This window comes from Nocardioides sp. WG-D5 (assembly GCF_054031175.1).
On record NZ_CM132928.1, the window covers coordinates 2,104,849 to 2,125,515 of the forward strand.

The following is a 20,667-nucleotide window of genomic DNA, read 5'->3' on the forward strand; positions in this document are numbered from 1 at the left end:
CACCACCCGGCCCGGCTCACCGGTCGGCACCCTCCAGCGGGACGTACTCGTGGGCGGTGAGGGCGCCGTTGGTCTCCAGCTCGACCGACTGGAGACCGACGGGCTGCCCGTCGGCGTAGGTGATCAGGGAGACCTCGGCGGTGCGGCGGATCTTCCCCATCGCGAAGGCGTACGCAGCACCGCCGGTGGTGCCGTTGGTGTAGGTCCAGCCGACCTGGCCGTTCTCGCCGGCCACCTCGCTCGGACCCTGGTGCACGTGGCGGTGGCCTCCGACGACGAGGGTCGCGCAGCCTCGGCGCAGGGTCTCGCGACCCAGCGACGGGTCGTGGACGAGGAGCGTCGCGACCGGCTTGCCGTCGTCCATCGAGTCGCAGGCGATGTCGGCCAGCTTCTCGCCGGCCTCCTCGAGGGTGACGCCCTTCTCGTCGATCCAGTTGCCGAGGCCGCTGGTGCGCGGGTCGGGGACGCCGAGGAGCGTCGAGCCACCGGGGCCGTCGACGACCTCGCCGTCGAGCATCGTCCAGCCCTTGTCGGCCAGGTAGGCGCCGACGGTCGGGCCGTGGTCGTGGTTGCCGGTGACCGCCCACTTGTCCAGGCCGTCGCTGGCGTCGGTGAGGGAGTCGAGGGAGAAGGTCTCCCAGTCGGACCCGGTCGAGGTGTCGTCGCCCGCGTCCAGGATCCCGGTCGCGCCGCCCTCGTCGGCGACCGCGCGCACCACCGAGTCCATGCCGACGTTGTCGTGGCGGTCGGAGACCAGAGCCACCACGGTCTCGTCCTCGGCCGGCTCGCGCAGGGCCAGGTCCGGGACCTTCTCCACCACCTTCTCGTAGAAGGTGCGGCTGGAGTTGTAGGTGTCCACGGCGCTGGCCACCAGCCTCCGGGTCTGGTTCGCGTAGGCGTCGCCGCGCACCTCCACCCCGGCCAGCTCGTCGGGCACGGGGATCCCCGGGCCGAGGAAGTCGCCCAGCGGGGTCCAGTCACCGGCGACCGGTTCGGCCTTGCTGTCCGCGGTGGGCGCCGCGGACTCGGCCCACGGCTGCCAGACCGCGACGGCGAGCACCGCCACCGTCACCACACCGACGCCCACGGTGGTGAGACCGTGCCGCGTACGGACCGCCTCCGCCGTGCGCCGACGCAGCTCGGCGCGGCGTTCGGAGCCGGGCAGCCACCACAGCAAAACTCCCCCGGCGACGATCGCCAGGGAGACCGCGGCGCCGCGGAGCACGGCGGCGGTGAGCATCGACTCGACCTGCTCCACCACGACGGCGCGCTGACCGTCCGGTGCCGAGCCGAGCACCGCGTAGCGCTCGAAGAGCTCGTCCATCGACCTCAGCTCGGTCTTCCCGAGGGTGACGTCGACCCCGACCGGACCGGCCACGTCCAGACGTACGTCGGGAAGCACCGGTCCGGTGTGGATGATCGCCTTCCCCGACAGCGTCGGTCGCAGGACCGAGTCGTGCCCGGCCAGGACCACCTGGCGCTCGCTGGACAGGAACAGCCACGCGCTCAGCGCCACGGCGAGGACGAGCCACAGCACTCCTAGCCCCGCCCAGACGGCGAGGCCATGAAGCAGGCTGCGGCGGGAGATCAGCGGCGCGCCTCCGCGACGGCGTAGAGCACGACCGACGCAGCGACGCCGGCATTGAGGGACTCCACCGAGTTGGCCATCGGGATCGAGACTATCTGGTCGCAGGTCTCCTGGACCAGACGCGAGAGCCCGCCGCCCTCGGCACCGACGACGATCACCAGCGGACCGTCGGCGAGACCGTCGGGTGCGCCCAGCTCGGGCAGCGTGATGTCGCCCTCCATGTCGAGTCCGACGACCATGCAGCCGGCGTCCTGGTAGGCCTTGAGCTGTCGGGTCAGGTTGACCGTCTGGGCGACCGGGATCCGGGACGCCGCGCCGGCGCTCGTCTTCCAGGCGGCGGCGGTCATCCCGGCCGCACGACGCTCCGGGATCACCACGCCGTGGGCACCGAACGCGGCGGCCGAACGCACGATGGCGCCCAGGTTGCGCGGGTCGGTGACCTGGTCGAGGGCCACGATCAGCGGCTTCTCCCCGATCTCGGCGGCACGGTCGATCAGGTCGTCGGCGTGGGCGTACTCGTAGGCGGGGATGCGCGCCGCCAGGCCCTGGTGGCCGTTGAAGCCGGTGAGCCGGTCGAGCTCGACCTTGGTCACCTCGAGCAGCGAGATGCCCTTCTCGGAGGCGAGCAGGAACGCCTCGCGCAGCCGCCCGTCACGCTCGGCGCCCTCGGCGACGTAGATCCCGTTGACCGGTACGTCCTCGCGCAGTGCCTCGACCACGGAGTTGCGTCCGATGATCCACTCGGCGTCGCCCGCGGCCCGCTTGCGCGGACCCTTGCCGGCCCGCTGCTCGGCGGCCTGGGCCGCCTTGTGGGCCTTGTGGTAGGGCCGGTCCTTCGCCTTCGGCGTCGGGCCCTTGCCTTCGAGCCCACGACGGCGGTTGCCGCCGGACCCGACCTGGGCACCCTTCTTGCGTCCCTTCGCGATCGCTCCGCGACGCTGGGAGTTGCCTGCCATCAGTTAACGCTCCATTTCGGACCCTCAGGGGTGTCCTCGATCTCGATCCCGGCGTCCTTGAGCCGGTCTCGCATGGCATCTGCGCGGGCCCAGTCCTTGGCGGCGCGCGCCTCCGCGCGCTCGTCCAGGACCCCGCGGACGAGTACGTCCAGCGCACCGGTCAGCTTCTCCTCGGCACCGCTCTCCGGACCCCACGAGGGGTCGGCGGGGTCCAGACCGAGGATGTCCAGCATCGCGCGGACGCTCGTGGCGACCCCGCGCAGCGCCGGGCTGTCGCCGTCGGCGAGCAGCTTGTTGCCCTCGCGGACGACCTCGTGCAGGGCGGCCACCGCAGCGGGAGTGCCGAGGTCGTCGTCCATCGCGGCGACGAAGTCGGTGGACGGGGCGCCGTCGGCCGGGATCTCACCGATCACCGAAGCCGCCCGGTCGAGGAAGCCCTCGATCCGCTGGAACCCGGCAGCCGCCTCGTCGAGCGCCTCGAAGGAGAACTCGACGTGCGACCGGTAGTGGGCCGCGACCAGGTAGTAGCGCAGCTCGATGCCGCGTACCTTCTTCAGGACCTCGGGGATGACCAGCGAGTTGCCCAGCGACTTCGACATCTTCTCGCCGGAGGTGGTGATCCAGGCGTTGTGCAGCCAGTAGCTCGCGAACGGCCGGCCGGCAGCGCGCGACTGGGCCTGCTCGTTCTCGTGGTGCGGGAAGCGCAGGTCGAGGCCGCCGCCGTGGAAGTCGAAGGCGGGACCGAGGTATTTCCCGGCCATCGCCGAGCACTCGATGTGCCAGCCGGGACGTCCCAGCCCCCAGGGCGAGGGCCACGAGGCGGTCTCCGGCTCGGAGACCTTCCGGCCCTTCCACAGCGCGAAGTCACGCGGGTCGCGCTTGCCGCGCGGGTCGGCGTCGGCGGCGGCCTCCATGTCGTCGACCTTCTGCCCCGACAGCTCGCCGTAGGCGGGCCAGGAGCGCACGTCGAAGTAGACGTCGGCCGAACCGTCCTCGGCGGCGTAGGCGTGACCCTTCGCGATCAGCTCCTCGATGAGCGCGATGATCTCGGGGATGTGACCGGTGGCCAGCGGCTCGTAGGTCGGCCGGGCGACGTTGAGCGAGGCGTAGGCGGCGTCGAGCTCGCGGTGCATGTCGTAGGCGAGGTTGTACCAGGGGCGCCCCTGGTCGGCGGACTTCGCCAGGATCTTGTCGTCGATGTCGGTCACGTTGCGGATGAAGGTGGTCTCATACCCCGACGCCCGCAGCCAGCGCTGCAGCACGTCGAAGTTCACCCCGCTGCGGACGTGCCCGACATGCGGCTCGCTCTGCACGGTCAGGCCACAGACATAGAGCGACGCCTTGCCGGGCTGCAAGGGGGTGAAGTCACGTACTTCACGGGTCGCCGAGTCGTAGAGCCTGAGTGCCATGCCCCAAGTCTAGGGACGGACGCGTGTTCCCTACCTATCGCGACGCACGATGAGCGCGGTTGCGATGGCAGCGACACCCTCGCCGCGTCCGGTGAGCCCGAGACCGTCGGAGGTCGTCGCCGTCACCGTGACCGGCGCACCGGCCGCCGCGGAGAGCGCCTGGTTGGCCTCGTCGCGCCGCGGACCGATCTTGGGCCGGTTGCCGATCACCTGGACCGCGACGTTGCCGATCTCGAACCCGGCCTCCCGGACCCGGCGCGCGGCCTCCGCCAGCAGGACGACCCCGGCCGCGCCGGCCCACTCGGGCTCGGAGGTGCCGAAGTTCGACCCCAGGTCACCGAGACCCGCCGCGGAGAAGAGCGCGTCGCAGCAGGCGTGGGCGGCCACGTCGCCGTCGGAGTGCCCGGCCAGACCCTGCTTCTCGTCGGGGAAGGCGAGGCCGGCCACGTGCATCGGGACACCGTCGGCAAGGCTGTGTACGTCGGTCCCGATGCCGACCAGAGGAAGCTGCACGACCGCAGTCTCCCAGACAGCCTGCCGATCGGGTGCAGTCAGGCGACCTTCCGGTGCCCGACGTGGATGAGCCCGTCGACGACCCGGACCTCGTAGGCCGGGATGGACACGTGCGGGTCCTCCAGGCACTGCCCGGTACGCAGGTCGAACCCGTGCCGGTGGGCGGGCGAGGCCACGAACGGCACGCCGTCGCGGACCCCGACGATGCCCTTGGCGATCACCGATGCCTTGGCGAACGGGTCGTGGTTGCCCAGCGCATAGACGGCGTCGTCGGGCATCCGGAAGATGGCGATGGCCTGCCCGTGGACCAGTGCCGTGGCGCCGCGCTTCACCTCGAGCGCATCGACGGGACAGACGGACTGCCACTCTGCGTGGTCGTCCCGCTGCGCGTGAGCACTCATGACGTCGCCGGCCCGAGCCGCTTCGTCGACATTCGTCGGGTCCTCCCTTCGGTGGATTTGAACCGTAGGACGCGTGAGGGACACCTCCTGTTTCGCTCTGTTACGGGTGCGTAAACACCAGCGCCCAGCCCCTCGGCCGTCTCCGCCACCGAACGGATAGCCTCCAGGGGTGCCCGCCGCTCTCGTACTCCTGGCCGCCGGATCCGGCACCCGCGTCGGAGCCGCCACCAACAAGGTGCTGCTCCCGCTCGACGGGTCCGACGATCCGGCCTCCTCAGCCCTCGGTCTCTCCCTCCGGACCGCCCTCGAGGTGCCCGACGTGCACCGCCTGGTCCTGGTCGTACGCAGCGGCGACGAGGAGGCGGTCGCCGCTGTCGCGCAACCCTTGCTGGGCGAGCGCGAGGTCGCGATGGTCACCGGCGGCGCCACCCGCCACGCCTCCGAGCAGGCCGCGCTCGGCGTGCTCCGTGCCGACATCGAGGCCGACCGGGTCGACGTGGTGGCAATCCACGACACCGCCCGGCCGCTGGCCGCTCCCGAGCTCTACGCCGCGGTCATCGGTGTCGCCCGCGAGCACGGGGGCGCCATCCCCGCCGCCCCGCTCACTCACCTCTCGGCGCGCGACCTCCAGCCGGTGGGTGGTGCTCTCGTCGGCGTACAGACACCGCAGGCGTTCCGGGCGGCCGACCTCCTGGCCGCCTATGCGCAGGCCGCGGCCGACGGCTTCGACGGCACCGACACCGGTGCGACGCTGGAGCGCTACGCCTCCGACGTACGCATCGTCGCCGTGCCCAGCTCGCCGCTGAACCTCAAGGTGACCTTCGCGGACGACCTCCAGGCGGCCGCGGCGCTGCTCGGCTGAAGCGAAGCCCGAAGCAGACAGCTCAGCTGATCCGGCTGCGCGAGAGCGCCTCCAGCAGGCGTACGTCATCCGGCGACGTCACCCGGCGACCGACCGGCGGCGCCTCGACCGAGACGACCGGGAACCGGCGGGCCAGGGCACCCGCGATCTCGGCGAAGTCGCCGGAGGGCCAGGCGTCGAGCGCGGCGACCACGGCCGGAGGCAGCACGATCGGCGCCGCGACCGAGACGAGCGCGGACCGGTCGACGGTCTCACCGAGCACCGGCACCCCGTCCTCGGCGGTGAGCTTCTTGACCGTGTCGGTGACCGGGCGTACGCCGACCACGACCGCCTCGCGCGCGAGCGCAGTCGAGACGCAGTGGGCGATGAAGGCCGGCGGGGTCATCGGGCACAGCGAGTCGTGCAGGACCAGCGGCTCCTCGGCCGCGACGATCCCCTCCCACGACGTGGTGAAGTCGACGGGGGTCACGCCGGACTCGCCGAGGGACCAGGTCGCCGCGGCGACCAGCGCCTCACCGTGGATCAGCGCGAACGGCAGCGAGCCCCGGCCGTCGTCGGCGACGATCCCGAGGGCCGGCGGTAGCTCGGCGGTCTCGTCGATCTCGTCGTAGTCGGCGTAGGGGTCCTCCATGGGGGTCACCGTATCGGCCGGGCTGATCGCTCTGAAAACGCGAAACAGGCCCCGGGATGACCCGGAGCCTGTAACGCAGACCGAAACCAGCGTCAGCTGGCCAGCACCTCATCGAGGAGGACTTCAGCCTTGTCTTCGTTGGTGTGCTCGCACAGTGCGAGCTCCGAGACGAGGATCTGGCGTGCCTTGGCGAGCATGCGCTTCTCCCCGGCGGAGAGGCCACGGTCACGCTCACGACGCCACAGGTCACGCACGACCTCGGCGACCTTCATGACATCGCCGCTGTGCAGCTTCTCCAGGTTTGCCTTGTAACGACGCGACCAGTTGGTCGGCTCTTCGACGTGCTCCGCACGAAGCACCTCGAAGACTCGATCAAGCCCGTCCTTGTCTACGACGTCTCGAACTCCGACGAGCTCGAGATTGTTGGCCGGAACACGCACCACGAGGTCCTGCTGAGCGATGATGCGGAGGACCAGATACTGCCGCTCCTCGCCCTTGATGGTGCGCATCTCGATGTCTTCGATGACGGCCGCGCCATGGTTCGGGTATACGACGGTCTCGCCGACGGTGAAAGTCATATTTTTAGGTACCCCTTCCTAGGACCATAAGTCTACCACGGATCTTAGAATTCGGATTCCGCGTTTCTGCAGGTCAGGGGCTCAATCTGGGGTTGACAGAATGACAACTTGTGTGGTTCCGCGCGCGCAGGCCGGTGAAGAGTGGCAGCATGGCTGATTTCGAAACGGGGCCGAAATCTCGTCGTAGCCAGCCTGTTGTCCTGCGCGTGTCGGCGGAGTGCCCGATACTGCCGCCATGGCGAATGCATCGCAGAGCGCCCCCAAGACCATCTTCACCGTGTCGTCGCACGCCCAGGATCAGGACCCGGAAGAAACGCAGCCCAGCGCGTCGGCCGTTCCTGATGCCCCGGCGAGCAGTCAGAGCGTCATGGACAGGATCGGCAACTGGGCCCCGTTCCTCCTCATCCGCACCACTCACCCCCGTCAGGCCGTGCTGACGGCGATCGGCCTCTCGGTCGCCGCGGTCCTCGCCGGGCTGAGCACCCGCGAGGTCACCCTGATCGCGGTCACCGTGCTCGTCGGCCAGGCCGTCCTCGGCTGGCACAACGACCTCGTCGACCAGGCCGTCGACCGCCGTCACGAGCGTGAGGGCAAGCCGATCTCGGACGGCCGCCTCGAAGCCGGAGGCGTCTGGTTCGCGCTGTGCTGCGGCGTGCTCCTCGTGATCCCGCTCTCGGTCACCTCGGGCACCGTCGCGGGGCTGTTCTACCTGGGCTCGCTCGTGATCGGGATGCTCGCCAACGTACTGCTGCGCAAGGGCCTCTTCTCCTGGGTCCTGTGGGCGGCCGCCTTCGCCTGCTACCCCGGATACATCTCGTACGCGGGCTGGGCCGGCGAGACCACCGGCGGCCCGCCCCACTGGGCGATGGTGGTGCTCGCCGCCGCGCTGGGTGTCGGGGTCCACTTCCTCACCGCCCTGTGGGGCCTCGTCGCCGACAACGAGGACGGCTGGACGTACCTGCCGCTCAAGGCCGGGCTCCAGCTCGGGGCCGGGAAGCTGCTCGGCGTCACGCTGGTCTACATCGCCGCCGTGATCGGCGCGATGCTGTACGCCGCGAGCGCCGTCGGACTGCGTGCGTGACCGGCGCCTGACCTGCGTGCCTGACCCTTTTCCGAGATCACCGGATCGGGCGGATAGAGTGTCGCGCGTGACGACCAAGGTTATGCGGAAGCGGCTCGCGGTGACGGGCGCCCTCGTGGCTCTCGCCCTGCCGGCGCTCACCGCCTGCAGCAGCTTCGACTACGCGACCGACCGGCCCAACGAGATCGCCCACGGCGGCTCGACGCTCGACGGTGCCATCCGGATCAACGCGGCCCGCATCGTGACCGCGCAGGAAGGCTCCGGCATCCTGGTCGGCACCTTCTCGCTCGACCCGGCGATCAACCCGGCGGTCGCCGGCGAGGCGCTGCCGTCGGTCACCTCGATCGCGACCGGCTCCGAGGCCAGCAAGACGGTCACGCCCGAGTCGTTCACCCCGATCGAGCTGCCCACCGCCGGCATCATCAACCTGGCAGACCCGGCCAACGGCGGGATCGCGGTCACCGGTGACTTCAAGCCCGGCGACAGCATCCCGATGACCTTCACCTTCTCCGACGGTGAGGAGCGGACCATCTCGGTCCCCGTGGTCACCCAGTGCGGTCCCTACGCCGAGGTCGTCGCCGCGGTCGACGAGACCACCACCAAGCCCGCGAAGAAGGGCAAGAACGCCGAGGCCGAGGCGTCCGAGGGTGCGGCCACCGGCGAGGAGGCCTCGACCCTGCCGGCCGAGACCGCCACCGAGGACGAGCACGCCACCGAGGGTGAGGCCGCCGAGGGCGAGCACGCCACGGAGACCGAGACCGAGGCCGGTGCCGAGGGCGAGACCGAGGAGCACGGCGAGTCCGCGGGCACGATCTCCGAGGACCCCTACTCCTGCGAGTTCCCCCCGGCCGCCCTCCCCGGCGCCGAGGAAGCCCACTGATGACCTACAAGCTCGTCCTGCTGCGTCACGGCGAGAGCGAGTGGAACGCGCTCAACCTGTCCACCGGCTGGGTCGACGTCGACCTCACCGACAAGGGTCGCGCCGAGGCCGTCAACGGCGGCAAGCTGCTCGCCGAGGCCGGGATCCTTCCCGACCTGGTCCACACCAGCCTGCTGCGTCGCGCGATCAACACCGCCAACATCGCTCTCGACACCGCCGAGCGCCACTGGATCCCGGTGCGCCGCGACTGGCGCCTCAACGAGCGCCACTACGGCGCGCTGCAGGGCAAGAACAAGTCCGAGACGCTGAAGAAGTTCGGCGAGGAGCAGTTCCAGCTGTGGCGTCGTTCCTACGACGTCCCGCCCCCGCCGATCGAGGCCGACTCCGAGTTCTCCCAGGCCGGCGACCCGCGCTACGCCGACATCGAGGTGCCCGCCACCGAGTGCCTCAAGGACGTCGTCGCCCGGATGATCCCCTACTGGGAGTCGGCGATCGTGCCCGACCTCCAGGCCGGCAAGACCGTCCTGGTCACCGCCCACGGCAACAGCCTGCGCGCGCTGGTCAAGCACCTCGACAACATCTCCGACACCGACATCGCCAAGCTCAACATCCCCACGGCCCAGCCGCTGGTCTACGAGCTCGACGAGTCGCTGAAGCCGGTCGTCACCGGCGGCACCTACCTCGACCCCGAGGCTGCGGCCGCCGCGGCCGAGGCTGTCGCCAACCAGGGCAAGCAGTAGCAACAAACCCGCCGAGTCGGCTCGTCAAGACGAGCCGACTCGGCGGGTTCTTGCGTCAGGACCAGCCGACTCGGCGGGTCAGGAGTCGGCCGGGACCTCGCCGGTGACCACGAAGACGACCCGGTTGGCCACCGTGACGGCGTGGTCGGCGATGCGCTCGTAGTAGCGGCCCAGGAGAGCCACGTCGACGGCGGGCTCGACGCCGTGGGTCCAATCCTGGCCCAGCAGCTCGGCGAAGGACTTGCGTCGCAGCTGGTCCATCTCGTCGTCGTCGGCGACCAGGTCCTGAGCTGCGGAGACATCGCGGGTGCGGAGGATCTCGCAGGTGCGCTCGACCATATGCTGGGCGATCTCGGCCATCTTGGCGATGGTCGGCTGGGCCAGCTCGGGGACGGCCTTGTTCGGCGTACGCAGCCTGGCGATCTTGGCGACGTGGACGGAGAGGTCGCCCATCCGCTCGAGGTCGGAGATCATCCGCAGCGCGGCGACGACGACGCGGAGATCGCCGGCGACCGGGGACTGCAGGCCGAGCAGCTCGAGGGCGTTCTCCTCGATGCGCTCGCGGGCGTCGTCGATCTCGACATCGTTGTCGATCACCTGCTCGGCGAGGTCGTTGCGAGCCTCGAGAAGAGCGATGGTGGCGTCGCGCACGGCCACCGACACCAGCTCACAGACACTGGTCAGATCGGTGAAGATGGCATCGAGGTCGTCATGGAAAGCAGCACGCATGGACCGATCCTAGACACTCGACATGTACTGATCTTCATCGCGAGTGAACCGATGGTGAACGTTCGGCGCGGAAGCGTCCGGAGGTGAAGAATGGGTGTTTGATGGGATTACCCTGATCGTGTGGACTCGACGACGCAGGCCTTTCTTGCTGCGCTCCTCGGCGCTGTCGTCGCCGGAGCGGCGGTGCTTGCGTGGGCGATGAGCGAACGTTCCCGGCAACGGATCCCGGAGGTGGAGCCGCCCAAGGTTCCCTCTGAGGTGGCCGCCGTCCTCTCGGTGCTGCGTAGCAGTGCCGTCGTCGTGGACGAGGACGACACCGTCTTGAAGGCCAGCGCCCCGGCGTACGCCCTGGGCCTGGTGCGCGGCACCTCGCTGGTCTCGCCCGAGCTCTCCGAGCTCGTCCACGGGGTGCGCCGTGACGGCCAGATCCGTGAGACCGAGCTGGTGATCTCCCGCTCCAACGGGGCGTCGCGGCACGTCACCGCCCGGGTCGCCCCGCTCGGCACGCGCCTGGCCCTCGCCCTCGTCGAGGACCGCACCCGGGAGCGCCGGGTGGAGGCCGTGCGCCGCGACTTCGTCGCCAACGTCAGCCACGAGCTCAAGACCCCGGTCGGGGCGATCAGGGTGCTCGCCGACGCGGTCACCGAGGCATCCGACGACCCCGAGGCCGTACGCCGCTTCTCCAACCGGATGATCCACGAGTCCGAGCGCCTGACCGAGCTGGTCCAGCAGATCATCGAGCTGTCCCGGCTCCAGGGCGACGAGCCGCTGGAGGCCCCGGTCGCGGTCGACGTCGACAAGGTCATCGTGTCCGCGATCGACAGCTCGACCGTCGATGCCGACGCCAAGAACATCAACGTGGTCGGTGCCGGCACCGCCGGGCTGCACGTCTTCGGCAACGAGGAGCAGGTCTCGACCGCGGTCACCAACCTGGTCTCCAACGCCGTCGCCTACTCCGACCCCGGCTCGACCGTGACCGTCTCGACCCGCGCCACCGACGGCTCGGTCGAGATCTCCGTGGTCGACCAGGGCATCGGCATCCCGTCCACGGAGATCGACCGGATCTTCGAGCGGTTCTACCGCGTCGACCCGGCCCGCCACCGCTCCACCGGCGGCACCGGTCTCGGCCTCTCGATCGTCAAACACGTCGCCGCCACGCATGGTGGCGAGGTCAAGGTGTGGTCGCAGGAGGGTCAGGGTTCCACCTTCACCCTCACCCTGCCCCAGCACCTACCAACTGCCGGGCAGTCCGGCACAAGCAAGGAGGAACGCCCGTGACCCGGGTACTCGTCGTCGAAGATGAAGCCAGCTACAGCGAGGCGCTGTCCTACATGCTCCGCAAGGAGGGCTTCGAGGTCGCCGTCGCCGAGGACGGCACCGACGCTCTGAAGGAGTTCGACCGCAACGGGGCAGACATCGTGCTGCTCGACCTGATGCTTCCCGGCCTCTCCGGCACCGAGGTGTGCCGGCAGATCCGGGCCACCTCGTCCGTCCCGGTCATCATGGTGACCGCCAAGGACGACGAGGTCGACAAGGTCGTCGGGCTCGAGCTCGGCGCCGACGACTACGTCACCAAGCCCTACTCCCCGCGCGAGCTCGTCGCCCGCATCCGCGCCGTCCTGCGTCGCGGCACCGAGCCCGACGCCGCCCCCGCCACGCTCGAGGCCGGACCGGTCCGGATGGACGTGGAGCGCCACGTCGTGACCGTCGACGGCAACGAGCAGCGCCTGCCGCTCAAGGAGTTCGAGCTCCTCGAGATGTTCCTGCGCAACCCCGGCCGAGTGCTGACCCGCGGCCAGCTCATCGACCGCGTCTGGGGCTCCGACTACGTCGGCGACACCAAGACCCTGGACGTACACGTCAAGCGCCTGCGCGCCAAGCTCGAGCCGGACCCGTCCGAGCCGAAGTTCCTGGTCACCGTGCGTGGGTTGGGCTACAAGCTCGACCTGTAGGAAGTCGTTCCGACGTGGGAGTCGTGAGGTCACAGGCTGACCTCACGACTCCCACGATCTATTTACGCGTACCCGGTTGAGTGTCCGAACTCATGTGCCGCGCGCGGTTTTACCTGCAGGATTCGCGTGTGACCCCCTCCGACCCCCGAACGCCCACGATCCCGGTGATCGCGATCGTCCTGCTCGCAGCGCTCGCCTGGCTCGTCGGCTTCCTGCCCGGCGTCCTTCCAGACGCATCACCGTTCGATGCCGCGGCCATGGGTGAGCTGGTCGCTGTCGCCATCGTCGCCGGTACGCTCGGCGGCGCTGCGGCCGCGGTCCGGCGCGACCGGCCGGCGGCGGCGATCGCTGCCGCGATCGGTGGGGTCGCTCTGATCGCTCTCGCGACCATCCGTGTGCTGGGCGAGCGAGGCGTCTACCTCGAGCTCGTGCTCTGGGCGCTGCAACTGATCACCGTGCTCGTCACGGTCGTGGCAGTCGCTCTCGGACTCGTTGCCGCGCTCGGCCCGTCGTGGCTGCGCGGTCTCGCTCTCGCTCCGCTGGGCGGCGCCGCGTACAGCTGGTTCGGCCAGGTCGTGCCGCCCACGTCGTCGACGTACTGGTGGGCCTGGCTGACGGTTCCAGTCCTGGCCGGCGTGCTCGTGCTGAGCGTCGGACGCGGACCACGCGGACTGCTCGCCCTCCTGACCTGGCCATTCGTGCTGGCCGGGGTGTGGATGGTCCAGACGGTCATCATCGCCCTCACCGCGATCGGGCCGATGATCCGGCCTGGATACGGCATCGAGGAGCATCCGGACGTGTTGGTCGGGGAGTTCCTCGCGTACGCGTCCCAGATCTTCACGACACCCGGTGTCCACCAGGTCCCTCTCCTCGCGTGGTCGGTCGTGATCGCACTCGTGGTCGTCGTCGTACGCCTCGCCTTCGACCGCCGGGCAGGCTCGAGCGCGGCTTCGGTGGACGAGGTCGAGAAGCCGGATGTGCAGGCGGAGGACGAGCCGGTGCCCAGCAGCCCACTCCCCTGGGTCGAGATCCTGCTCGTCGGATTCTCGGTGGTCCTCGTCCTCATTGCCCTGGCGAACGTCTTCATGTCCTACTTCTGCTTCGCGGGCGACGGATACTGCGGGCCACCTTCGGCCGAGAACGTGGTTGCCTACCGGGTCGTCCTCGTCCTGATGGCGCTGGCGTCGCTGGGAGCGCTCGGGATGGCAGTCCTTCGACGCTCGGTGGCCGGAGTGATCTCACACCTGGTCGTCGCATTGATCGTCGCGGTGAGCGCAGTTCTGTTCGCCGTGCCCGCGATCGACTGGCAGCGGCCCTCCCCCGAGCGGCCCATCTCCGAGCGGGTCGATCCTGAGCCGTCCCCCGGCGCGCATGTCTGCTACTCCGGCGGCGACAGCGACGAGTGCGCTGGCGGGTGAGTCCGCTACGCCTGGCCCATCGGCTCGCGCGGCACCACCAGCGACATCAGCGCGGCGGCGGCGCACAGCGCGCCGGCGGCGTACCAGACCAGGTCGTAGGAGCCCGTGACATCGCGGACGACGCCGCCGACCCACGCGACCAGGCCGGCGCCGACCTGGTGGGAGGCGAGGACCCAGCCGAAGACGATCGGGGCGTCCTCGGGCCAGACCTCGCGGCACAGTGCGAGCGTGGGCGGCACGGTGGCGACCCAGTCGAGGCCGTAGAAGACGATGAAGAACACCATCGGGATGTGCACCTCGGGGGCCAGCAGCATCGGCAGGAAGATCAGCGAGATGCCGCGCAGCGAGTAGTAGACGCCGAGCAGCACCACCGGGTTGAAGCGGTCGGTGAGCCAGCCGGAGAAGATCGTCCCGGCGACGTCGAAGATCCCGATCACGGCGAGCAGCGAGGCGGCCGCGACCGTGGCCATCCCGTGGTCGTGCGCGGCGGGCACGAAGTGGGTCCTGATCAGCCCGTTCGTGGTGATTCCGCAGATCGCGAAGGCACCGGCGAGGAGCCAGAAGGCCTTCGTACGCATCGCCATCCCGAGCACGCGCACGGTCCGTAGCGCGGCGCCGGTCGCGGGCGCGGGCCGCGGCACGATCTGCGAGGCTCCGTAGGGCGCCAGGCCGACGTCGGCCGGGTAGTCGCGGAGCAGCAGGAGCACGAACGGGATGACGGCGGCGGCGACCAGAGCGATCGTGACCGAGGCGGCCCGCCAGCCGAACTCCCCGATCAGCACCGCCAGCACCGGCAGGAAGATCAGCTGTCCCGAGGCGCCGCCGGCGGTCAGCAGGCCGCTGACCAGGCCCTGCCGCTTGTCGAACCAGCGGGTGGTGATCGTGGCACCGAAGGCGAGCGCCATGCAGCCGCTGCCACCACCGACGAGGATGCCCCAGCCGAGGACGAACTGCCACGACTCGCTCATCCAGACGGTGCCGAGCGAGCCGAGGGTGATCATGGTGAGCGCGACGGCCACCACCGGGCGGATGCCGAAACGGTCCATCAGCGCGGCGGCGAACGGGGCGGTCAGGCCGTAGAGCGCGAGCTGCAGCGTGATCCCGGCCCCGATCGTGCCTCGCGACCAGCCGAACTCCTCGTGCAGCGGACCGACCAGGAGGCCAGGTGCCGCGGTGAAGGCGGCGGCGCCGACGATGGTCACGAAGGCGATGCCGGCCACCCACCAGGCGGGGTGGATGCGCGGACGGCGCGCGGTGATGCGGCCGGCAGGCGGCGGGGTCGTCGTCTGGGTCATGAAGATGATTTTCCCGTGTGCGCGCCGGGACTGACAGTGGCCTGATTGACATCTATCGATAAGATCCAGCCATGGGCGACGAATGGGTTCCTTCTCCGCACCGGGTCGCGGTGCTGATCCAGGACGGGTTCATCCCGTTCGAGGTCGGCATCCCGCACCGGATCTTCGGCAAGGCTCGCGACAGCCAGGACCGGCTGCTCTACGAGGTCGTCACCTGCACCACCGACGGCCCCGGACCCGTGCAGTCTGACTCCGACATGGTCGTCCTCGCTCCGCACGGACCCGAGGCCCTCGCCGAGGCCGACACCGTGGTGATCCCGAAGTTCGGCCGCGACTACCCCACGGTGTCGGACGGCGTGCTGACGGCGCCGCTGAAGGAGGCGCTCGACATGATCCGGCCCGGCACCCGGATCATGTCGATCTGCACCGGCGCCTTCGCGCTCGCCGCCGCAGGTCTCCTCGACGGCCGTCCCGCGACCACCCACTGGGCACACACCGACGACTTCCGAGCTCTGTTTCCGCAGGTCAAGCTGGACCCTGACGTACTCTTCGTCGACGACGGCGACATCCTCACCTCCGCCGGCGTGGCCTCCGGCGTGGACCTCTGCCTGCATGTCGTACGCAGCGACCACGGCGCCGCGGTCGCCAACCGCGTCGCCCGGGTGACGGTCGTACCTCCCCACCGCGACGGCGGCCAGGCCCAGTTCATCCGCCACCCCGCGCCGGCCCCGGGCGACGCCGGCATCTCGGCGGCGACCGCCTGGGCACTCGCTCATCTCGACCAGCCGCTCACCCTGGAGGCGATGGCGTCCCAGGTGTCGATGTCGGTGCGTACCTTCACCAGACGGTTCCGCGACGAGACCGGCGACTCCCCCGGCCGCTGGCTCCAGCGCCAGCGCATCGAGCTCGCCCGCACCCTCCTCGAGACCACCGACCTGAGCATGGAGCAGGTGGCCGCCCGCTGCGGCCTCAACACCGCCCAGTCCCTCCGCCTCCACTTCCACGCGGCCCTCGGCATCACCCCCACGGCGTACAGACGAACCTTCCGCGGCTGACATCCATCCGAGGCGTCACCCCCGTCGGCCGAAGCGTCACCCCGGTCGGCCGAGTAGGCGGCAATTGACGTCTCAGCCAACGCCAGCGACGTCTCGGCCGACGCGGTCGACGCTTCGGCGGGGACGAGATGGCGGGATGTCGGACATCGTTGGCTGATATCCGCTCGCTCGAATGCGTCGGTGTCTCTAGCCTTTTACCGTGACGACGACGATCGAACCGGCCCCCGCCACGACGACACCGCTCTGGAAGCCGCTGGTGGCCTGCGGGGTCACGCTGGTGCTGTGGGCGTCGGCGTTCGTCGGGATCCGGCACCTGGGTGACACCGTCCCTCCGGGGAGCCTGTCGCTGGGCCGGCTGATCGTGATGGTCGCGGCGCTCGGTGCCTACCTCGCCCTGAAAGGTGGGTTCCGGCTGCCGACCAAGAAGGAGTGGCCGCTGATCGCGCTCGGCGGCGCGTCGTGGCTGGGCATCTACAACCTCGCGCTCAACGAGTCGGAGCGGCGCATCGACGCCGCCACCGCCGCCCTGATCATCCAGGTCGGACCGATCGTGGTCGCGCTCCTGGCCGGGCTCGTCCTCAAGGAGCGCATCCATCGCTGGATCCTGATCGGGACCGGCGTCGGGTTCGCAGGCGTCGTCCTGATCGGGCGCGCCTCGGCCAACGGCGACACCGGCGACTGGATCGGCGTCATCCTCTCCCTGGTCGCGGCACTGACCTTCGCGGTCGGGGTGCTGACGCAGAAGAAGCTGCTGCCGACGATGAGCGCGCTGCTCCTGACGTTCTGGTACGCCGTGGCCGGCCTCGTCATCTGCCTGCCGTGGTCGCTCGAGCTGGCCACCACGATCCCCGACATCAGCGTCGGCAACATCGGCTGGATCGTCTACCTGGGTCTGTTCCCGAGCGCGCTGGCATTCGTGACCTGGGCCTATGCGCTCTCGCACTCCGACGCCGGCAAGTTCGCGCAGTCGACGTTCCTGGTGCCGTTCATCACCGCGCTGATGGCGTGGCTGGTGCTCGGCGAGGTGCCGCCGGCGCTCGCCTTCGTCGGTGGCGCGATGTGCATCGCGGGTGTGCTGATCACCCGCCGCCAGCCGCGCTAGTCTTCGCCTCGTCCTCGCCGGCCTCGAGCCAGCCCCGGAAGGCCTCGAGGTTGGCGGTGGACTCACCGCGCAGCTTGCGCCACTCCCACTCCTTGCGGATCGAGGAGGCGAAGCCGAGCTCGAGGATGGTGTTGAAGGACTCGTCCGCGTAGGTCAGGACCGAGCCGAGCAGGCGATCGAGCTCATCCACGGTGACCACCGCCAGCGGCAGCCGGCCGTCGAGGTAGATGTCGCCGAGCCGGTCCAGCCCGAAGGCGACCCCGTAGAGCCGCAGGTTGCGCTCGAGCAGCCAGCGGTAGACGGTCTCGAAGTTCTCGTCGGGACGGCGACAGACGAAGGCATGCACGCCCAAGGCATGCTGCCCCAGGTCGAGACGGACCGGCGTCTGCAGCTTGCGCTCGCCCGGGAGCGAGAACGAGAAGACCAGGTCCCCGCTCGGCAGGGCCGTCTCGTCCCAGGTCAGGTCGTTGGACTTCAGCCAGCCGCGTACGACCTCTTCCAGGTCCGTCCGCGTATCCGCAGTCATGCAGTCAGCTCCTCACGCATCAGCATCTTGGCCTCTTCGTAGACCTCGAGCGTATTGCGTGCGGTGAGATCCCAGGAGAAGTCCTGGGCGTGTTCGCGGGCGCCGTCGGCGAGCGCGGACCAGCGCGAGTGGGAGATGACGGCGTTGGTGAGGGCGTCGGCCCACTGGGCCGGGTCGTGCCCGTCGACCAGGAGACCGCTGCGGCCGTGGTGCACCGCGGTGGTCAGACCGCCGACTGCGGCCGCGACGACGGGGGTGCCGCAGGCCTGGGCCTCGACGGCGACCAGGCCGAAGGACTCGTTGTAGGAGGGGACGGCGACGACGGAGGCGGCGGAGTACCACAGCGCGAGCTCGTCCTGGCGTACCGGCGGGACGAACCGGACCACGTCGGATATCCCCAGCTCAGCGGCGAGATCGGCCAGCCCGGTCGGGTGCTCCAGACCGGAGCCGGAAGGGCCGCCGACGATCGGGACGACGAGGTTGCGACGCAGCGACGGGTCGCGGGCGAGCATGACCGCGGCCGCCCGCAGGAGTACGTCGGGGGCCTTGAGCGGCTGGATGCGACCGGCGAAGAGGAGCACGTGGGCCCGGGCAGGGAGCCCGAGCGCGGCACGCGCGGCGGCCCGCCCGCGCGGGCGGAAGACCCGCAGGTCGACCCCGGGGTGCACGACGGCGACGCGACCGGGCTCGGCGTCGTACATGTTGATCAGCTGCTTGGCCTCGAGATCGGTGTTGGCGATCAGCATGTCGGCGGCCTCGACGACCTGCTCCTCGCCGATCACCCGGGCCTCCGGCTCGGGGCTGTCGCCCTCGGCGAGCGCCTCGTTCTTGACCTTGGCCATCGTGTGCATGGAATGGACCAGCGGCACGCCCCAGCGGTCACGGGAGAGAGCACCGACCTGGCCGGAGAGCCAGTAGTGGGAGTGCACGGCGTCGAAGTAGCCCGGCGGGTTGGACGCCTCGGCGCGGAGCACCTCGCGCGCGAACGTGCACAGCTGACCGGGAAGATCGCCCTTGGCGAGCCCCTCGAAGGGACCGGCGTGCACGTGGTGGACCGCCACCCCGTCGTACGCCTCCACGACCTGCGGCAGGCGCGAGGAGGTCGCGCGCGTGAAGATGTCGACCGCGATGCCCTGCGTGGCCAGCCGCCGGGAGAGCTCGAGGACGTAGACGTTCATGCCGCCGGCGTCGCCGGTGCCGGGCTGATCCAGCGGAGAGGTGTGCAGACTGACCATCGCCACGCGGTGGATCATGCCTGCCCCTTCTTGTGAACGCCCTCGGTCGCATCTTCCAACACGCGAATATGGGACATCATTCCCCGCGGCGGGAATCATCTTCGATCGTGGGACCCGGTACCCAATGTCGAGCGATCCACGAGAGAATGGCTGCATGTCCTCCAAGAACGCTGTCGTCACCGGTGCCTCGAGCGGGATCGGCGCCGCCACCGCCCGCCAGCTCGCCAAGGAGGGCTACCACGTCTTCCTCGCCGCTCGCCGGACCGACCGGATCGAGGCCCTGGCCGCGGAGATCGGCGGCACCGCGGTGGCGACCGACGTCACCTCCGACGAGTCCGTCGCCGCGCTGGCCGAAGCGGTCGGTGACCGTCTCGACCTGCTGGTCAACAACGCCGGCGGCGCCTTCGGCGTGGACCAGGTGGCCGAGGCCGACCTGACCAAGTGGCAGGCGATGTTCGAGGTCAACGTGATCGGCCTGACCCGGGTGACCAAGGCGCTGCTCCCGGCGCTGATCGCCTCCGGAGCGGGCGCGGTCATCAACGTCGGCTCGATCGCGGGCCGGCGTGCCTACGAGGGCGGGGCCGGCTACAACGCGGCCAAGTTCGGCACCCGTGCGGTCACCGAGGCGCTGCGCCTGGAGATCGTCGACAAGCCGGTCCGGATCATGGAGATCGCGCCGGGCATGGTGCAGACCGAGGAGTTCTCGCTCGTACGCCTCGGGGGCGATCAGGCCGCCGCCGACGCCGTCTACCGGGGCGTCGCGGACCCGCTGGTGGCCGAGGACATCGCCGACGCGATCGTCTGGATGGCCACCCGCCCGGCTCACGTCAACATCGACGAGCTGGTCATCAAGCCGCGTGCCCAGGCCGCCCCGCACAAGGTGCACCGCGAGGGCTGAACCCGACCCCCGATCCAGCCACGGATCCAGCCACGGATCCGGCCTCTGACCTGGTCTGGACCAGGTCAGAGGGGCGCCGAGGATTCAGTACGCGGCAGCCGACGGTGTCACACTCGATGCGTGCAGACGATCGGACTCATCGGCGGCATGAGCTGGGAAAGCACAGCCGCTTACTACGAGGGACTCAACAAGGGTGTCCAGGAGCGGCTCGGCGGTCTTCACTCCGCCAAGATCGTGCTGGCCTCCGTCGACCTGGCTGAGCTGACGGCGCTGCAGGAGAAGGAGGCCTGGGACCAGGTCGCCGAGATCCTCGTCGCCTCCGCCCGCAGCGTCGTGGCCGGTGGCGCCGACTTCATCCTGCTGTGCACCACCACCTTCCACAAGGTCTACGACGAGGTCGCGGCAGCCGTCGACGTACCCGTGCTGCACCTGGCCGACGTGCTCGCCGCCAAGGCCAAGGAGCTGGGCATCACGAAGGCCGGCTTCCTCGCCACCCGCTACACCGTGGAGAACGACTTCTTCGCGCAGCGGATCTCCGACCACGGCGTCGACGTGAACCTGCCCGACACCCTCCACGTGGAGCTGCTCGACTCGATCATCTACGAGGAGCTCGTCCACCGGAACGTGGTGTCCGGGTCGCGCAAGCGGGTCCTCGAGGTCGTCCACGAGCTGTGGGACGCCGGGTCCGACGGCGTCATCCTCGGTGCCTCCGAGCTCAGCCTCCTGGTGCGGCCCAGCGACGTCGACGTACCCATCCTCGACGCCATCACCGTGCACGTCGAGGCGGCCCTCAACCAGGCCCTCGGCGAGTAGCTCCT

At 70.0% G+C, this 20,667-nt stretch carries 22 protein-coding genes; 11 read left to right on the forward strand and 11 right to left on the reverse strand.

Translation table 11 applies throughout. The features are described 5' to 3' along the window. Positions 1-16 precede the first annotated feature (16 nt). The 5 genes from ACWZJV_RS10260 to nirD are packed head-to-tail and all read right to left on the reverse strand — an operon-like array spanning position 17 to position 4,867. Complete coding sequence (locus tag ACWZJV_RS10260; protein WP_457181354.1) at positions 17-1,537, reverse strand: metallophosphoesterase; 1,521 nt, start codon at positions 1,535-1,537, stop codon at positions 17-19. Between the two features lie 50 nt (positions 1,538-1,587). Further along, positions 1,588-2,544 carry a 23S rRNA (guanosine(2251)-2'-O)-methyltransferase RlmB gene (gene rlmB / locus ACWZJV_RS10265; RefSeq protein WP_008360801.1) on the reverse strand — a complete coding sequence of 319 codons (957 nt, stop codon included), beginning with the start codon at positions 2,542-2,544 and terminating at the stop codon, positions 1,588-1,590. Next, positions 2,544-3,953, reverse strand: a complete 1,410-nt coding sequence (gene cysS, locus ACWZJV_RS10270) for a cysteine--tRNA ligase (protein ID WP_457181355.1) — start codon at positions 3,951-3,953, stop codon at positions 2,544-2,546. Before cysS ends, rlmB begins: the two co-directional genes overlap by 1 nt. Before the next feature lie 30 nt (positions 3,954-3,983). Then, positions 3,984-4,466, reverse strand: a complete 483-nt coding sequence (gene ispF, locus ACWZJV_RS10275; RefSeq protein ID WP_196872753.1) for a 2-C-methyl-D-erythritol 2,4-cyclodiphosphate synthase — start codon at positions 4,464-4,466, stop codon at positions 3,984-3,986. A gap of 38 nt (positions 4,467-4,504) precedes the next feature. Then, complete coding sequence (gene nirD, locus ACWZJV_RS10280) at positions 4,505-4,867, reverse strand: nitrite reductase small subunit NirD (RefSeq protein WP_457181356.1); 363 nt, start codon at positions 4,865-4,867, stop codon at positions 4,505-4,507. A gap of 169 nt (positions 4,868-5,036) precedes the next feature. Here nirD and ACWZJV_RS10285 point away from each other — a divergent pair, with 169 nt between their 5' ends. After that, positions 5,037-5,729 (forward strand): IspD/TarI family cytidylyltransferase, encoded by a 693-nt coding sequence (locus ACWZJV_RS10285; protein WP_457181357.1) that lies wholly within the window; start codon positions 5,037-5,039, stop codon positions 5,727-5,729. A gap of 22 nt (positions 5,730-5,751) precedes the next feature. Here the strand turns inward: ACWZJV_RS10285 and ACWZJV_RS10290 are convergent, their stop codons facing one another. Both ACWZJV_RS10290 and ACWZJV_RS10295 read right to left on the reverse strand, forming a co-directional pair. Further along, on the reverse strand, positions 5,752-6,360 hold the full coding sequence (locus ACWZJV_RS10290) for a 2-C-methyl-D-erythritol 4-phosphate cytidylyltransferase (protein WP_196872751.1): 609 nt from the start codon (positions 6,358-6,360) through the stop codon (positions 5,752-5,754). Between the two features lie 92 nt (positions 6,361-6,452). Next, a complete protein-coding gene (locus ACWZJV_RS10295; protein WP_008360791.1) occupies positions 6,453-6,938 on the reverse strand; it encodes a CarD family transcriptional regulator in 486 nt (161 codons plus the stop codon). Between the two features lie 235 nt (positions 6,939-7,173). On the opposite strand from ACWZJV_RS10295, the gene ACWZJV_RS10300 reads away from it, so the two are divergent. From ACWZJV_RS10300 to ACWZJV_RS10310, 3 genes are all read left to right on the forward strand, one after another. Further along, positions 7,174-8,019 (forward strand): UbiA family prenyltransferase, encoded by an 846-nt coding sequence (locus ACWZJV_RS10300; RefSeq protein ID WP_457181358.1) that lies wholly within the window; start codon positions 7,174-7,176, stop codon positions 8,017-8,019. A gap of 67 nt (positions 8,020-8,086) precedes the next feature. Next, positions 8,087-8,899: a hypothetical protein gene (locus ACWZJV_RS10305; protein ID WP_457181359.1), complete on the forward strand. Its 813-nt coding sequence runs from the start codon at positions 8,087-8,089 to the stop codon at positions 8,897-8,899. Continuing rightward, on the forward strand, positions 8,899-9,639 hold the full coding sequence (locus ACWZJV_RS10310) for a phosphoglyceromutase (RefSeq protein ID WP_008360784.1): 741 nt from the start codon (positions 8,899-8,901) through the stop codon (positions 9,637-9,639). The genes ACWZJV_RS10305 and ACWZJV_RS10310 overlap by 1 nt, the downstream gene beginning before the upstream one ends. Before the next feature lie 78 nt (positions 9,640-9,717). Here the strand turns inward: ACWZJV_RS10310 and phoU are convergent, their stop codons facing one another. After that, positions 9,718-10,368, reverse strand: coding sequence for a phosphate signaling complex protein PhoU (gene phoU, locus ACWZJV_RS10315; RefSeq protein ID WP_457181360.1), 651 nt, complete (start codon positions 10,366-10,368; stop codon positions 9,718-9,720). A gap of 120 nt (positions 10,369-10,488) precedes the next feature. On the opposite strand from phoU, the gene ACWZJV_RS10320 reads away from it, so the two are divergent. From ACWZJV_RS10320 to ACWZJV_RS10330, 3 genes are all read left to right on the forward strand, one after another. Then, on the forward strand, positions 10,489-11,646 hold the full coding sequence (locus tag ACWZJV_RS10320; RefSeq protein ID WP_008360780.1) for a sensor histidine kinase: 1,158 nt from the start codon (positions 10,489-10,491) through the stop codon (positions 11,644-11,646). Then, the gene (locus tag ACWZJV_RS10325; protein WP_008360778.1) at positions 11,643-12,320 is read left to right on the forward strand and encodes a response regulator transcription factor; all 678 of its coding nucleotides are present in this window, start codon (positions 11,643-11,645) and stop codon (positions 12,318-12,320) included. The genes ACWZJV_RS10320 and ACWZJV_RS10325 overlap by 4 nt, the downstream gene beginning before the upstream one ends. A 128-nt stretch (positions 12,321-12,448) precedes the next feature. Further along, on the forward strand, positions 12,449-13,738 hold the full coding sequence (locus ACWZJV_RS10330; protein WP_457181361.1) for a hypothetical protein: 1,290 nt from the start codon (positions 12,449-12,451) through the stop codon (positions 13,736-13,738). A 5-nt stretch (positions 13,739-13,743) separates the two neighbouring features. Here the strand turns inward: ACWZJV_RS10330 and ACWZJV_RS10335 are convergent, their stop codons facing one another. Beyond that, on the reverse strand, positions 13,744-15,033 hold the full coding sequence (locus tag ACWZJV_RS10335; RefSeq protein ID WP_457181362.1) for an MFS transporter: 1,290 nt from the start codon (positions 15,031-15,033) through the stop codon (positions 13,744-13,746). 71 nt (positions 15,034-15,104) lie between these two features. On the opposite strand from ACWZJV_RS10335, the gene ACWZJV_RS10340 reads away from it, so the two are divergent. Together ACWZJV_RS10340 and ACWZJV_RS10345 are read left to right on the forward strand one after the other, a co-directional pair. Further along, positions 15,105-16,088: a GlxA family transcriptional regulator gene (locus tag ACWZJV_RS10340; protein ID WP_457181363.1), complete on the forward strand. Its 984-nt coding sequence runs from the start codon at positions 15,105-15,107 to the stop codon at positions 16,086-16,088. A 199-nt stretch (positions 16,089-16,287) separates the two neighbouring features. Next, on the forward strand, positions 16,288-17,190 hold the full coding sequence (locus tag ACWZJV_RS10345) for a DMT family transporter (protein WP_457181364.1): 903 nt from the start codon (positions 16,288-16,290) through the stop codon (positions 17,188-17,190). On the opposite strand, the gene ACWZJV_RS10350 is transcribed toward ACWZJV_RS10345, so the two are convergent. Next, entirely contained in the window at positions 17,168-17,716 is a 549-nt protein-coding gene (locus tag ACWZJV_RS10350; RefSeq protein ID WP_457181365.1) for a YbjN domain-containing protein, read from the reverse strand. The genes ACWZJV_RS10345 and ACWZJV_RS10350 overlap by 23 nt on opposite strands. Continuing rightward, positions 17,713-18,969: a D-inositol-3-phosphate glycosyltransferase gene (gene mshA, locus ACWZJV_RS10355; RefSeq protein WP_008360765.1), complete on the reverse strand. Its 1,257-nt coding sequence runs from the start codon at positions 18,967-18,969 to the stop codon at positions 17,713-17,715. Before mshA ends, ACWZJV_RS10350 begins: the two co-directional genes overlap by 4 nt. Before the next feature lie 136 nt (positions 18,970-19,105). Between mshA and ACWZJV_RS10360 the strand changes: the two genes are divergently transcribed. Together ACWZJV_RS10360 and ACWZJV_RS10365 are read left to right on the forward strand one after the other, a co-directional pair. Next, a complete protein-coding gene (locus tag ACWZJV_RS10360; RefSeq protein ID WP_008360763.1) occupies positions 19,106-19,849 on the forward strand; it encodes an SDR family NAD(P)-dependent oxidoreductase in 744 nt (247 codons plus the stop codon). Positions 19,850-19,969: 120 nt separating this feature from the next. After that, positions 19,970-20,662, forward strand: coding sequence for an aspartate/glutamate racemase family protein (locus ACWZJV_RS10365; RefSeq protein WP_008360761.1), 693 nt, complete (start codon positions 19,970-19,972; stop codon positions 20,660-20,662). Positions 20,663-20,667: the final 5 nt, after the last annotated feature.

Coding starts and splice junctions, on each gene's coding strand:
- rlmB (WP_008360801.1), bottom strand. CDS start 2,544: ATGGCAGGCAACTCCCAGCGTCGCGGAGCGATCGCGAAGGGACGCAAG.
- cysS (WP_457181355.1), bottom strand. CDS start 3,953: ATGGCACTCAGGCTCTACGACTCGGCGACCCGTGAAGTACGTGACTTC.
- nirD (WP_457181356.1), bottom strand. CDS start 4,867: ATGAGTGCTCACGCGCAGCGGGACGACCACGCAGAGTGGCAGTCCGTC.
- ACWZJV_RS10290 (WP_196872751.1), bottom strand. CDS start 6,360: ATGGAGGACCCCTACGCCGACTACGACGAGATCGACGAGACCGCCGAG.
- ACWZJV_RS10295 (WP_008360791.1), bottom strand. CDS start 6,938: ATGACTTTCACCGTCGGCGAGACCGTCGTATACCCGAACCATGGCGCG.
- ACWZJV_RS10300 (WP_457181358.1), top strand. CDS start 7,174: ATGGCGAATGCATCGCAGAGCGCCCCCAAGACCATCTTCACCGTGTCG.
- ACWZJV_RS10310 (WP_008360784.1), top strand. CDS start 8,899: ATGACCTACAAGCTCGTCCTGCTGCGTCACGGCGAGAGCGAGTGGAAC.
- phoU (WP_457181360.1), bottom strand. CDS start 10,368: ATGCGTGCTGCTTTCCATGACGACCTCGATGCCATCTTCACCGATCTG.
- ACWZJV_RS10335 (WP_457181362.1), bottom strand. CDS start 15,033: ATGACCCAGACGACGACCCCGCCGCCTGCCGGCCGCATCACCGCGCGC.
- ACWZJV_RS10340 (WP_457181363.1), top strand. CDS start 15,105: ATGGGCGACGAATGGGTTCCTTCTCCGCACCGGGTCGCGGTGCTGATC.
- ACWZJV_RS10350 (WP_457181365.1), bottom strand. CDS start 17,716: ATGACTGCGGATACGCGGACGGACCTGGAAGAGGTCGTACGCGGCTGG.
- mshA (WP_008360765.1), bottom strand. CDS start 18,969: ATGATCCACCGCGTGGCGATGGTCAGTCTGCACACCTCTCCGCTGGAT.
- ACWZJV_RS10360 (WP_008360763.1), top strand. CDS start 19,106: ATGTCCTCCAAGAACGCTGTCGTCACCGGTGCCTCGAGCGGGATCGGC.